The 12,358-nt window shown below is 63.7% G+C and carries 11 protein-coding genes and 2 tRNA genes; 2 read left to right on the top strand and 11 right to left on the bottom strand.

Annotated elements, in window-relative coordinates:
• Positions 1-49: 49 nt before the first annotated feature.
• The 7 genes from ACT3S6_RS02015 to ACT3S6_RS01985 all read right to left on the bottom strand — a co-directional run bounded on the left by ACT3S6_RS02015 (position 50) and on the right by ACT3S6_RS01985 (position 6,147).
• On the bottom strand, positions 50-505 hold the full coding sequence (locus ACT3S6_RS02015; protein ID WP_444553495.1) for a MarR family winged helix-turn-helix transcriptional regulator: 456 nt from the start codon (positions 503-505) through the stop codon (positions 50-52).
• Positions 498-1,643: an LLM class flavin-dependent oxidoreductase gene (locus tag ACT3S6_RS02010; protein ID WP_444553494.1), complete on the bottom strand. Its 1,146-nt coding sequence runs from the start codon at positions 1,641-1,643 to the stop codon at positions 498-500. Before ACT3S6_RS02010 ends, ACT3S6_RS02015 begins: the two co-directional genes overlap by 8 nt.
• A 184-nt stretch (positions 1,644-1,827) precedes the next feature.
• Positions 1,828-3,321, bottom strand: a complete 1,494-nt coding sequence (locus ACT3S6_RS02005) for a malate:quinone oxidoreductase (protein WP_444553493.1) — start codon at positions 3,319-3,321, stop codon at positions 1,828-1,830.
• Between the two features lie 78 nt (positions 3,322-3,399).
• Positions 3,400-5,253 (bottom strand): ABC transporter substrate-binding protein, encoded by a 1,854-nt coding sequence (locus ACT3S6_RS02000; RefSeq protein WP_444553492.1) that lies wholly within the window; start codon positions 5,251-5,253, stop codon positions 3,400-3,402.
• A 105-nt stretch (positions 5,254-5,358) separates the two neighbouring features.
• Positions 5,359-5,443: transfer RNA gene (locus ACT3S6_RS01995), tRNA-Leu, on the bottom strand.
• A 76-nt stretch (positions 5,444-5,519) separates the two neighbouring features.
• The gene (gene bcp, locus ACT3S6_RS01990) at positions 5,520-6,008 is read right to left on the bottom strand and encodes a thioredoxin-dependent thiol peroxidase (protein ID WP_444553491.1); all 489 of its coding nucleotides are present in this window, start codon (positions 6,006-6,008) and stop codon (positions 5,520-5,522) included.
• A gap of 66 nt (positions 6,009-6,074) precedes the next feature.
• Positions 6,075-6,147, bottom strand: a tRNA-Lys gene (locus ACT3S6_RS01985).
• Between the two features lie 174 nt (positions 6,148-6,321).
• Between ACT3S6_RS01985 and ACT3S6_RS01980 the strand changes: the two genes are divergently transcribed.
• The gene (locus ACT3S6_RS01980) at positions 6,322-7,272 is read left to right on the top strand and encodes a 2-hydroxyacid dehydrogenase (RefSeq protein WP_444553490.1); all 951 of its coding nucleotides are present in this window, start codon (positions 6,322-6,324) and stop codon (positions 7,270-7,272) included.
• Between the two features lie 39 nt (positions 7,273-7,311).
• Here ACT3S6_RS01980 and ACT3S6_RS01975 read toward each other — a convergent pair whose 3' ends face one another.
• From ACT3S6_RS01975 to ACT3S6_RS01960, 4 genes are all read right to left on the bottom strand, one after another.
• Positions 7,312-7,728, bottom strand: coding sequence for a hypothetical protein (locus ACT3S6_RS01975; protein ID WP_444553489.1), 417 nt, complete (start codon positions 7,726-7,728; stop codon positions 7,312-7,314).
• A gap of 665 nt (positions 7,729-8,393) precedes the next feature.
• Positions 8,394-9,071, bottom strand: a complete 678-nt coding sequence (locus tag ACT3S6_RS01970) for a DUF6318 family protein (protein ID WP_444553488.1) — start codon at positions 9,069-9,071, stop codon at positions 8,394-8,396.
• A 254-nt stretch (positions 9,072-9,325) separates the two neighbouring features.
• Complete coding sequence (locus tag ACT3S6_RS01965) at positions 9,326-9,457, bottom strand: hypothetical protein (RefSeq protein ID WP_444553487.1); 132 nt, start codon at positions 9,455-9,457, stop codon at positions 9,326-9,328.
• A 454-nt stretch (positions 9,458-9,911) separates the two neighbouring features.
• On the bottom strand, positions 9,912-10,415 hold the full coding sequence (locus tag ACT3S6_RS01960) for a hypothetical protein (protein WP_444553486.1): 504 nt from the start codon (positions 10,413-10,415) through the stop codon (positions 9,912-9,914).
• A gap of 100 nt (positions 10,416-10,515) precedes the next feature.
• Here ACT3S6_RS01960 and ilvD point away from each other — a divergent pair, with 100 nt between their 5' ends.
• Entirely contained in the window at positions 10,516-12,219 is a 1,704-nt protein-coding gene (gene ilvD, locus ACT3S6_RS01955) for a dihydroxy-acid dehydratase (RefSeq protein WP_444553485.1), read from the top strand.
• Positions 12,220-12,358 lie beyond the last annotated feature (139 nt).

Genomic DNA, 12,358 nt, shown 5'->3' with positions numbered 1-12,358 from the left:
CATTCTAGGGACGCGGCGGCCCGGGGGTGGACCGGGGGTGGACCGGGGGTCAGTCCCTGGCCTGGACGGAGGCCCCCAGTTTGCGGGTCAGCCGGGTCAATTCGGCGAATTCATCCACGGAGAGCCCGGATCCCATCACCTCGTGGATGTGTCGGACATGCTCGCGGCCGATCTCGCGTTGGATCCTGCGCCCGTCCTCGGTCAGCCGTAGCCGCATCGCCCGCTGGTCCACCGGGTCCACGGTCCGGGTGATGTACCCCTTGGCCTCGAGCCGGTCGACCATCCGGCTGAGGCTGGGTTGGCTGAGCAGGACGTCCTCGTTGAGTTCGCCCAACCGGATCCCGCCCTCGGGGCAGCGGTCCAGGGTGACGAGCACGTCGTATTCGCGCATCGTGAGTCGTTTGAAGGCCGGATGGCGTTGGAGCCGACGCATGATGGCCACCTGGGCCCGGAAAAGCGCTTCCCAGGCCTGCGTGGTTTCACGGAGGGTGGCGGGCCTAGACATGGGACTCCTCGAAGGTGGTGGCCGGCAGCGGGACCTCGTTGCGGGCGGTGGCCGGTTTGATGCCTGCCCGCCGCGCTGCCAGCAGGTTGGCGTGGGTCGGGGGTTCCGGATGGTCCGCGGGTTTACGCCGGGCATATTCGGCCCGCAGCTCGGGCAGGACCCGCTCGCCGAACAGATCCAACTGGTTCAACACCGTCTTCAGGGGCAGACCGGCGTGATCGACCAGGAAGAGCTGGCGGTGGTAGTCACCGAAGTATTCCTGGAACGTGAGCGTCTTCTCGATCATCTGCTGCGGGCTGCCGACGGTCAAGGGCGTCTGGGCGGTGAAATCCTCCAGCGAGGGTCCGTGGCCATAGACCGGGGCCTTGTCGAAGTACGGGCGGAATTGTGCCACGGCGTCCTGCGAGTTTTCGGCCAGGTAGAACTGTCCGCCCAGGCCCACATAGGCCTGGTCGGCCCGGCCGTGGCCGTAGTGCTCGAAACGTTGCCGGTAGAGGCCGATCAGCTCCTGGTAGTGCTCCTTGGGCCAGAAGATGTTGTTGGCGAAGAACCCGTCACCGTAGTAGGCGGCGATCTCCGCGACCTGCGGGGTACGGATGGAACCGTGCCAGACGAAGGGGGCAACGGAATCCAGCGGACGCGGGGTGGAGGTGAAGTTCTGCAGCGCCGTACGGTGCTTGCCGGACCAGGAGACGTTCTCCTCGTCCCAGAGGCGGCGCAGCAGATGGTAGTTCTCCACGGTCAGTTCCACCGCATCCGCCGAGCTCTTGCCGAACCAGGGGTAGACCGGGGCCGTGTTCCCGCGTCCGAGCACCAGATCCGTCCGGCCGCCCGACAGATGCTGGAGCATCGCGAAATCCTCGGCGATCTTCACCGGGTCGTTCGTGGTGATCAGGGTCGTGGCCGTGGAGAGGGTGATGCGTTCGGTCAGAGCGGCGATATAGGCCAGCTCGGTGGTGGGGGAGGAGGAGAAGAACGGCGGGTTGTGGTGCTCGCCGATGGCGAAGACGTCCATCCCGATCTCTTCGACCTTCTTCGCGATCGCCACCATCGCGGTGATGCGTTCATGCTCGGTCGGCAGATGCCCGGTGGTGGGGTCCGCGGTGATGTCGCTGACCGAAAAGACGCCGATTTCCATGGTGCTCCTTCGTGGCTCCGGCTTTCAGTATGCCAGAAAATGTATGCGTATGCATGTAAGAACCACGGTGGTTTCCCCGGTATTCCCAGCGGTGCGGGGAGGCAGAGTGGCGGCGGCGCCGACCGGGGCGTTAACGAACGGTGGGACGGGCAGTACCCGTCCCACCGTCGCCGGCACTGTCCGGCTACTTCAGTCCGAGGGACTTGTTGGTGGCCGCGGTGACCTGGGCAAGCAGCTCGGGATTCTCATTGAGCTTGACGCCGAAGCTCGGGACGATCTCGGTGAGCTTGGACTCCCAGCCGGCGAAGTTCTGCGGGAAGCAGCGGCGCAGGACCTCGATCATGATCGGGGCAGCGGTCGAAGCGCCGGGCGAAGCGCCGAGCAGACCCGAGATCGACCCGTCGGCACTGGTGATGACCTCGGTGCCGAACTGCAGCACACCGCCGCGTTTCTTGTCCTTCTTGATGACCTGGACCCGCTGGCCGGCGGTGATCAGTTCCCAGCCATCGCCCGAGGCGTTGGGGTAGTACTCGCGCAGGGCCTCGTTCTTGGCCTCGCGGCTCTTGAGGACCTCGGTGACCAGGTACTTCACCAGGCCCAGGTTGTCCTTGGCGACGGCCAGCATCGGGATGAGGTTGCCCGGACGGACCGAGGCCACCAGGTCCATATAGGAACCTGATTTGAGGAACTTGGGAGAGAAACCGCCGTAGGGGCCGAACATGAGCGAACGCTTGCCGTTGACGAAGCGGGTGTCCAGGTGGGGCACCGACATCGGCGGGGCGCCGACGGAGGCCTGGCCGTAGACCTTGGCATGGTGGCGGGAGATGACCTCCTCGTTGGTGCTGCGCAGGAACTGCCCGGAGACCGGGAAGCCGCCGAAGCCGTGGGCTTCGGGGATGCCGGCGGCCTGGAGCAGATGCAAGGCGCCGCCACCGGCACCGACGAAGACGAACTTGGCGTTCACGGTGTGCTTGTCCCCGGTGGCCTTGTTCTTCACGGTCAGCGTCCAGCCGGCACCGTTGCGCTCCAGGCCGGTGACCTTATGGCCGAAGTTCAGGTCGACCCCGTCCTCACCGAGGTTGGCGATCAGCTGGCGGGTCAGCGACCCGAAGTCGACGTCGGTTCCGCCCATGATGCGCGATGCGGCGACATGCTCGGACGGGTTGCGCCCCTCGGCGACCAGCGGCGCCCATTCGGCGATCGTGGCGACGTCCTCGGTATGCTCCATTTCCTGGAACATCGGTTGCGTGCGCAGTGACTCGAAGCGGGTCCGCAGGTAGTCCACGCTCTTTTCGCCATGGACGAAGCTCATATGCGGCAGCGGGTTGATGAACGAGCTGGGCGTGGAGATGCGGCCCTGGTCCACCAGGTGGGAGTAGAACTGGCGGGAGACCTGCCACTGCTCGTTGATGCCCACGGCCTTGGCCGGGTCGACCTTGCCGTCGGCACCGAGCGGGGAGTAGTTCAGTTCGCAGAGCGCCGAGTGGCCGGTACCCGCGTTGTTCCAGGGGTCGGACGCCTCCTGACCTGCCTGGTCGAGGTTCTCGAACAGGGCGACATCCCAGCTGGGCTCCAGTTGCTTGAGCAGCGTTCCCAGCGTTGCACTCATGACCCCACCGCCGATCAGGGCGATATCGACATTCGATGAGCTGGTTTGGCTCGGCACAGGATTCTCCATCCGACGACTCTGGTGGCTTAAGTCAAGGTTAGCGCGGTCGGATCACCGCCATGAAATCAAGCGGTGCCCTCGGCCGCCCTAGGTGGCGAGCCTCACCCGGTCGAAGGGCTCGTCCAGGGTGGGACTGGTGGGGTAATGCAGGACCGTATCGTCGGCTGCGACGGCGGAGATCGGGTAGGCCAGCGGCAGGGCGGGAAGATCCTTGGCCAGCTGTTCACCGATCTGCTGGTAGGTGGTCGCCCGCTGGTCCCCGTTGGGCATGGAGCGGGCCTTGACGATCTTCGCGCGCACCTTCGGGGCGTCGTAGTCGAATTCCGGGGACGTGGTGCCGAACAGCGTGCCGATGAAGTTGTCCGGGTCCCGGTAGCCGCCGTTCCACCCCGACAGGTGGAAGCCGGGGCGGTGGCCGGACACGACGTCCTCCAGATAGCCGTCCTCCCATTCGACCGGGTAGGGCTTGATGTTGAACCCGGCGGCGGTCAGCTGGGCGCTGAGCGCGGCATAGATCCGCTCGGGCATCGGCAGATAGGCCCGGGTGACGTTCAGCGGATAGGTGAAGGGGATCGGTTCGCCGTCGTAGTCCGAGCTCTTCAGCAACGATTTGGCCTTGGGGAGGTCATAGCCGAAGTAGGTCTGGGCGTCGGGGACCCCGAGGCTGGGTGGCACGAAGCTGCGTGCCTCCTTGGTCCCGGAGATGAAAAACTCCTCGATGAGCTTCTGCCGGTCCACGGCATGGGCCACCGCCTGGCGGATCTTCCGGTCCGCCAGGACCGGGTTGGACTGGTTCATCCCCATGTACAGGATCGAGAAGGGGTCGCGCTGCAGGACCTGTTGGCCTTCACGGACGAGCTCGCGCAGTTCCCCGACGGTGACCATGTCATAGGCGGCGATCTTCTGCCGCCGCAGGGACTGCAGACGCGAGGAGGGATCGCGCAGGACGGCGAACGTGGCCCGACCGATCTGGGTGCTGTGCCGCCAGTGGTCCTCGTTGGCGATGACGGTGACCGAATCTTCCGCCGCCTCGTCGAAGAGATAGGGGCCGGTGCCCACCGGATGCTTGCTGAAACCGGTGCTGATGCCGCCGGAGGAATCCTTCGTCGATTCGTCGGCCTTGTATTTCCGCAGCGCCGACGGCGAGGCGATCCCGAAACCCGGAAGGGTGAGGGCATCGATCAAACCCGTGATCGGCTTGGTGAGCGTCAAGACGAACGTGTGGGTCCCCTCGGCGCGACAGCCCTGGTAGTAGCTGGCAGTCACCGTCTTGATCGGGTCCTCCGGGGCCGGCTCCTTGCCGGGGTCCTTATCCAGGCCCAACCCGCCCAGGACGTCGGGGGAGCGCAGCGCGGATTGGGTGGCCGCCCGGGTATCTGGGGCAATGGACTTGTCGTGGGCCAGTTGCACATCGTTGTGGTGGAAGACCGATTCGAAGGCCTGCCCGACCTGCCCTCCGAGATCCTTCGGCAGGTTGGCCCAGCGTTCGAAGTTGTGGACGACGGCGTCGGCGTTGAATTCGGTGCCGTCGTGGAAGGACACCCCGTCCCGCAGGGTGAAGGTGTAGGTGAGCCCGTCCTTGCTGGTCGTCCACTTGGTGGCCAGCCCCGGGGTGGGGGCCCCGGTATCCGGGTCGACGCTGATCAGCGATTCGAAGATCTGCCGGGTGACCCTGAAGGATTCGTTGTCCGAGGCCAGGGCCGGATCCAGGATGGCCGGGGAGGCAGGCGTGCCGAACCGTATTTCCAGGTTCTTCACGATCGATCTGGATGGCGGGGCAGCGGTGGGCAGTTCCTCCGGTGTGGTGGCCTTGGTGCATCCGACCAGTCCGGCCATGGCGATCGACCCGATACCCAGTACGGTCCGCCGCGAGGGACGTCCTCCCGCGGGGAGCGAGGTACCAGGCCCCGGAGCGTCGCCGGGGCGGTTGGTGGACTCCACGCTGACTTGCTCCTTGCCTAGGGGGCGTCCCGATGGGTTCTGCGGGGCCGATGAAGGTCCTGTGACGAGCCGATGGGTCGTTCTTTCTCGTCGGTCATCATCACCTGGTGCGAGCGGGGGGACTTGAACCCCCACGTCCTAAGACACTGGAACCTAAATCCAGCGCGTCTACCAATTCCGCCACGCTCGCTGAGGCCCCCTGCACGCGGAAGGCCTCAACCAGTGTAACGGAACCCATTGCAGGACCGGTGGATTGGCCCGTGCGGTCAGGAGGCGGTGTCGAGGCCCAGATCGCGGTGCAGCTTGGCGACGTGGCCCGTGGCCCTGACGTTGTACTGCGCGAGCTGGATCTTCCCGTCCTCGCCGACCACGATCGTCGAGCGGATCAGGCCCTCGTAGACACGGCCGTAGTTCTTCTTCTCGCCCCAGGCGCCGTACGCGGCCGCGACGGCGTGGTCCTCATCGGAGAGCACCTGGAAGGTCAGGGATTCCTTGTCGGTGAACTTCGCCAGCTTCGCGGGGGCGTCGGGGGAGATCCCCAGCACCTGGTACCCGGCGGAAGCCAACGAGGAGAGCGAATCGCGGAAGTCGCAGGCCTGCTTGGTGCAGCCGGGGGTCATCGCCGCCGGATAGAAGTAGACGACGACCTTGGAGCCGGCGTAATCGGAGAGCGAGACGGTGGAGCCGTCCGCGGCGGTCAGGGTGAAGGCGGGAGCTGTATCGCCGACGGCGAGGCGCTGGGATGGGGTGGTCATGGGCTTCCTCCAGGTATCCGGGTATACAAAAAGAGGCCGGCCTCTCGGCCGGCCTCCTTCATCGTGTGCACCCCTCGGGACTCGAACCCGAAACCTACTGATTAAGAGTCAGTTGCTCTACCAATTGAGCTAGAGGTGCATTGCTGCTGGCTACGATTTCCTTGCGGGACCGCGCTTTGCAACGAGATGAAACATTACCAGCACTTTTCCGACCGCGCAAAACCGCTTTCCTGAATGCGTTCCGTGTCACATTCCATCCGGTTTCCGGACTCCGATTGGCGGCTGTGCCGGGGATGAATCCTAAGCTGTGGACATGGAACCGATCACCACCTTCACCGTCCCTGACCAAGACCTCCTCGATGCCTGCTCGCCACTACCCGCCGGGGTGCGCTGCGGAGTATGGGATCTGGACGGCGAACCCCAGGGGGTGGAGCTGGAAGACATCGGCGCCGTGGTGCTGCCTTACTCGATGGCCTCAAGGAAACGATTGGGCCAGGTCCGTCGGGCCCCCAATCTGCGTCTGGTTCATACCCAGTCCACCGGGTACGACGGCGTTGTGGATGCCGTGGGCGAAGACATTGCCATTGCGTCGGCCCATGGGGTCCATGCCGCGGCCACCGCTGAACTGACCGTGGGCCTGCTCCTGGCGGCCCTACGCGGCATCGGCCAGGCGGCGCAGAACCAGCTGACCGGTACCTGGGATTCGGCACGATGGAAGGGGCTGGCGGACCGTCGGATCGGTTTGATCGGTGTCGGCGGCATCGGCGAGGAGATCCGCCGCCGGCTGGATCCCTTTGAGATCGACCTGGTCCGGATCGGAACCCATGCGCGGACCGACGAACACGGGCAGGTCCATGGTCTGGACGAGCTGATGGAACTGGCGCCCGGCCTCGAAGCGGTCATCGCGATCGTCCCGCTGAATGATTCGACCCACCATCTGCTGGGACGGGACCTGCTGGGGGCGCTGCCCGACGGTTCAGTGGTCGTCAATGTGGCCCGCGGTCCGGTGGTCGATACCGACGCGTTGACGGCGGAAGTAGCCTCGGGGCGACTGCACTGCGCCTTGGACGTGACCGACCCCGAACCTCTGCCGAGCGATCACCCGCTGTGGAAGTTGCCGAACGCACTGATCACACCGCATGTCGGCGGCAATACGGAAGCCTTCCCGCCACGTATTGCCCAGCTGGTCCACGAACAGATGGCCAGCATGTCTGTTGGGGAGAAGCCGAAGAACCTGGTGCATGAGGGCGAGCACCTGCTGTAGGTAGCTGCGCGCCTCCCTCCGGCATGGGGAAACCGACGCCTATTTCGATGCGGTTTCCCCATTCAGGAACGGTGAGTCACACGCCGGGCCGCCAGGGTTTTCGGCACAGTCCTCGTCAACCAGGAGCTTCTTGGTCCGCCAGACGCTCATGGGCATGGGATCGCTGGGGACAGTTGCGGTCCCGGGAATGGGCATCCACGGACCGCCGTCGACGGAGTATTCGCCGCGATAGGCGGTGTTCAGCTGGATGCTGTAATCGCCGGTCTTCGTATAGACGTGACTGGTGTCGGTGGGCTGATCGAAGGTGTGGCCAGGCATGGGTTTCCCGGGTTTTTGAAGTTTCCTGCTGTGACCATCTCCGTAGTTCCAGAGATAGGTCTGGGGGATCGCCCGGATCCTTACTGGTTCGTCGTAGATATCAACGTCGAAGGTCTGGAGGTCAGATTTGGCATACATGTGCGCGTTTCCATTTCGCAGCGAGAACCCCGAAGGCTGACTAGCAACCTTCGAACCACGTATGGGGAAACTCTGAAAGTCTGCAGGCGAGACCTCGATGCTTCGTTGCTCCTGCACCGCGCGCTGTAGATCGGCGGGTTTCTCGGCTGAGTCTTTGGGGGCCTCGGGTGGAGGCTCAGTAGAGCAATAAGTGTCTCGAGATACGAGTGCTCCAGCTGGCGTCCGGATTGTGCGAACTTTTAGCGGCTCATCTTCTGGGCAAGGAGCTTCGTCGAATGTTCTGCAAGTTCCGCTACCACCGAGTTCAAAGGCACAGGTAGTTGAGTAGGAAACTTCGTACTTCGATCTTTTTGTTGTGGTTCCGGACACCGGAGTTTTCGCCCTGGGCGTCGATGACTTGTAAGCGGCCTTCTTCGATCCTTTTGCAGGGCCTTTTGGTGCTTCTTCTTCCTGCGCTGGGAGTTGAGCCGAGGGCACGTTGCTTCGGATTGCCTCTACGTCCCGCCCTCTTATGCCGACGTCCTTCGTAGGTTCGCCAACTGTGGTCTCGGCCGGAGGCGTCCCCATAGCAGACGGTGGGGTGAGTAGCATCGCCGCCAAAACGACAATCGCAGACGCGGACAGGGCTCGGATCTTCGGCATGTATTTATCCATGACTTTCATGGTTAAGAAGTTGCGATCTCAACCGAATTCACCTGCCAGCCTTGTTGCCACTCCAGAAAAAAAGAACCAACGACAGGCTTTGGAGTCTCATGGAGAATCCTATTGAGGACTTTGTCGGGATCGTAAACGTAGGTTTCGTCCTGCAGATATTTGAAAGCCACCCAAACTTCGTCTGAGCCTTCGTCCTGAGCAGAACTGATGGTTGGGTGGAACTTTCCGCCGGTACTCCACCCCCCGTTCTTTTTGTTGTCGATGGCAGGCTTAATGATGTCGTTCTGGCACAAATCACACTTCGGAGAAGAAGCTTCGTTTATGGGCGCAGATTCATTGGTAATCGCCGTGTATTCAATGAGCTCAAAGTAATACTTCGAGAATGCCGCTGCTCCCTCAAGATCGTGCTTCTTTGCAGCAGCGGGCATCTTCGGGACGGGCCAGTTTTTGGCAGGCCCATCAGAACTTGCGGCAACCGGAGTTGGCGAGGCGGACTTCGAAGTGGGGGAGGCCGCAGCGCTGCCGTCCTTCCCGGCTACTGACGGGGATGCTGAAGATGACGCTGGTGTAGTGCCGCTGGGACTCCTGTTTTCAGCGCCGTCCGACGGGGAACAGGCGCTCAAGGCGATGGCGACGGCTGCTCCAACGGCGAAACCGCTGAGTGCCTTTCGGGCGATCGTGAGCGGCATGAGGCCTTCCGGGTTCGACATTGAAAACGGGCGTAAACGCACCCTAGCCCGGAAATCAACTCGACTGAATAGTTATCCACAACTCCGTGTTTCCCGCGACGATGAAACGAAACCTCGGCTGATGGCGGCGGGGGAAGACGCGGTGGTTTCGCCGAAGAGACATGAGGGCGCCTCAAAATCACGCCACGGCGTGGATCCGGCCGAATTAGAAGTTCGGCACAGGGCGGGATGCACCTACATACACAGCTGAAGGATCAGTCCTCGTGGCGATGCCGTGGATGGTTGGAGACGCCGATGAGGGTAGCGGCCATGTCTTCCAAGGCGGTGCTCATCCAAGACAGGGCAACTTCGTCGTCCTTTTCGCCCGGCAGGGTGTGCGCATTCATGAATTGGTCGACCTCGAATCCAACTACCTCGAGTAGCCCGAGTATGCGCTCGAGGGAGCATGTCGTGGTCGCCCCAGGGACGGTGTGGCCGTCAGGGCTGGATGCCGGGATGGCACTTCGAAGTGTCTGGGGTACGCCAAGGTCGGCCGGAGGCGGTCCACCCTCGTGTTCTTGAAGCATGGGCCCCTGTGCTCGTGGTTGTGGAGCCGGGGGAGGTTTCGCCCAAGCCCGTCGTGGTGCCGCCTGTTCCATAGGGCTGAGTGCAACATGATCAACGAAGACTAAAGTTTATACCTAATTCGTGAACACTCAAGCTCGCCTGGGCGCGGAGCCCAAAGTCCGGGGGAGGGGTAAGTGACGACTTTTCCCGGCGCTGGCCGTCAAGGAGTTTCATCGCTTGAGGCAATGACTAGGCGGGATGGCTGTCGGTGGATCAACGAGCGACCCCGTGCGGCTACTGGTCGTCGGAGATATTTCCGGGCTCGCCGAAACCGTCCAAAAGGGTCAGGAACTCATCGAAGAACTCGGAGAAGTCCTCGGCGTCGTGGTGTTGCTGGAGCCTGACACGGGACCCCGGGGCGCTGGTTGCAGCAGGCGGTGCGTCAACGGTTGTTTCCGGTGCCACTTCGAAACGGTAGACCCGTCCGGTACTGGTTCCGACCTCGTGGCCACCGGCACGGTCTTCCGCCAGATGGCTGAGGTTGGTGAGGTTGATCGCCACTGCGGGTTCGAGCGCTGCCAAGGTCACGGCATGCAGCGGGGCCACCAGGAGCTCCATCGGTTCACGACGGTAGCCGACGATGTATTTACCGCCTTCACCGGCACGCCCCGTCGCATAGACGAGGTTGTAGCTTCCGAAGTTAGGGATCTGTTGATCGAAGGCGCGATGCAGGTGCGCCTTGAGCGTCGAGTCATCCGTGGTCTCGGGCGCGCTGACGTCACTGTCTGTTTTCCCCATGCATCCATCCTAAAGGGAGTGCCCCGATAGTTCAGGGCAAATGTTTCAGAAGCAGGTCACGTGTTCGTTGCGTTTGGCCGGGAGTTCTAGACTCTGGGTTATGAGCCAGGACAGCACCATAGACATCAAGCCACGTAGCCGAGCCGTCACCGACGGCATCCACGCTGCCCCGGCCCGCGGAATGTTCCGCGCGGTCGGTATGGGAGACGACGACTTCGCCAAGCCGCAGATCGGGGTGGCCAGTTCGTGGAACGAGATCACGCCCTGCAACCTTTCCCTGAACCGGTTGGCGCAGGCCTCCAAGGACGGCGTCCACGCCGGCGGCGGGTTCCCCATGCAGTTCGGAACCATCTCGGTCTCCGACGGCATTTCCATGGGCCACGAGGGCATGCACTTCTCCCTCGTCTCCCGTGAGGTCATCGCCGACTCCGTGGAGACCGTCATGATGGCCGAGCGCATCGACGGATCGGTCCTGTTGGCCGGCTGCGACAAGTCCCTGCCCGGCATGCTGATGGCCGCAGCCCGACTGGATCTGGCCAGTGTCTTCGTCTACGCCGGGTCGATCATGCCCGGCACCGCCAAGCTCGAGGACGGCACCGAGAAGGAAGTCACCCTCATCGACGCCTTCGAGGCCGTCGGGGCCTGCGCGGCGGGCAAGATGAGCGAAAAGGACCTGGACACCATCGAACGGGCCATCTGCCCGGGCGAAGGTGCCTGCGGGGGGATGTACACCGCCAATACAATGGCCTGCATCGGCGAGGCCCTGGGCATGTCACTGCCCGGCTCCGCCGCCCCGCCCTCGGCGGACCGCCGCCGCGACATGTTCTCGCGCAAATCGGGTGAAGCCGTGGTGGAGATGCTGCGCCAGGGCATCACCGCCCGCGACATCATGACCCGCAAGGCCTTCGAGAACGCGATCGCCGTGACCATGGCCTTCGGTGGCTCGACCAATGCCGTCCTGCACCTGCTGGCGATCGCCCGCGAAGCCGACGTGGAGCTCAAGCTCGAGGACTTCAACCGCATCGGCGACAAGATCCCGCACCTGGGGGACCTGAAGCCCTTCGGCGAATACGTGATGTACGACGTCGACAAGATCGGCGGCGTCCCGGTGGTCATGAAGGCGCTGCTCGACGCCGGGCTGATCCACGGCGACTGCCTGACCGTCACCGGCAAGACCGTTGCCGAGAACCTGGCTGACATCGAACCGCCGGCACTGGACGGACATGTCCTGCGTGAGCTGGACAACCCGATCCACGCGACCGGTGGCATCACCGTGCTCATGGGCTCGATGGCCCCCGAGGGTGCAGTGGTCAAGAGCGCCGGCTTCGACGCGGATGTCTTCGAAGGCAGCGCCCGCGTCTTCGAACGCGAACAAGGTGCCCTGGATGCGCTGGACCACGGGGAGATCAAGGCCGGCGACGTCGTCGTCATCCGCTACGAGGGGCCCAAGGGCGGCCCGGGGATGCGCGAGATGCTCGCCATCACCGGTGCCATCAAGGGCGCCGGGCTGGGCAAGGACGTCCTGCTGCTCACCGACGGGCGCTTCTCCGGAGGCACGACCGGGTTGTGCATCGGGCACGTGGCCCCCGAAGCGGTCGACGCCGGACCCATCGCCTTCGTCAAGGACGGGGACAGGATCCGGGTGGACATCGCCGCCCGCTCCTTCGACCTGCTGGTCGACGAGGCGGAGCTGGCCTCACGCCGTGAGGGCTGGGAGCCGTTGCCGGCGAAGTTCACCACCGGCGTGCTGGGCAAATACGCCAAGCTCGTGAAGTCCGCCAGCACGGGGGCCTACTGTGGCTAGCTAAACCAACGGGATGCGACGTCCGGTCACCGGGCATGTCCACGGACTGGACGTCGCGTCCACATGTTGAGACAGTCAGTGGGTTTCGTTGACAGCCCCCGCAGCACCGGGGAAACTGAAGACATGCAGATCCGAACCG

This window comes from Arthrobacter sp. AOP36-C1-22 (assembly GCF_052377515.1).
GTDB lineage: Bacteria > Actinomycetota > Actinomycetes > Actinomycetales > Micrococcaceae > Arthrobacter_H.
The sequence above is the reverse complement of the archived record's forward strand: the minus strand, read 5'-3'. Positions and strand labels throughout refer to the sequence as shown.

Bases quoted from the DNA above. Each gene is read 5' to 3' on its own strand.
- ilvD (WP_444553485.1), top strand. From the start codon at position 10,516: ATGAGCCAGGACAGCACCATAGACATCAAGCCACGTAGCCGAGCCGTC.
- ACT3S6_RS01970 (WP_444553488.1), bottom strand. From the start codon at position 9,071: ATGCCGCTCACGATCGCCCGAAAGGCACTCAGCGGTTTCGCCGTTGGA.
- ACT3S6_RS02015 (WP_444553495.1), bottom strand. From the start codon at position 505: ATGTCTAGGCCCGCCACCCTCCGTGAAACCACGCAGGCCTGGGAAGCG.
- ACT3S6_RS01975 (WP_444553489.1), bottom strand. From the start codon at position 7,728: ATGTATGCCAAATCTGACCTCCAGACCTTCGACGTTGATATCTACGAC.
- ACT3S6_RS02010 (WP_444553494.1), bottom strand. From the start codon at position 1,643: ATGGAAATCGGCGTCTTTTCGGTCAGCGACATCACCGCGGACCCCACC.
- ACT3S6_RS02005 (WP_444553493.1), bottom strand. From the start codon at position 3,321: ATGGAGAATCCTGTGCCGAGCCAAACCAGCTCATCGAATGTCGATATC.
- ACT3S6_RS01980 (WP_444553490.1), top strand. From the start codon at position 6,322: ATGGAACCGATCACCACCTTCACCGTCCCTGACCAAGACCTCCTCGAT.
- ACT3S6_RS01960 (WP_444553486.1), bottom strand. From the start codon at position 10,415: ATGGGGAAAACAGACAGTGACGTCAGCGCGCCCGAGACCACGGATGAC.
- ACT3S6_RS01965 (WP_444553487.1), bottom strand. From the start codon at position 9,457: ATGAATGCGCACACCCTGCCGGGCGAAAAGGACGACGAAGTTGCCCTG.
- bcp (WP_444553491.1), bottom strand. From the start codon at position 6,008: ATGACCACCCCATCCCAGCGCCTCGCCGTCGGCGATACAGCTCCCGCC.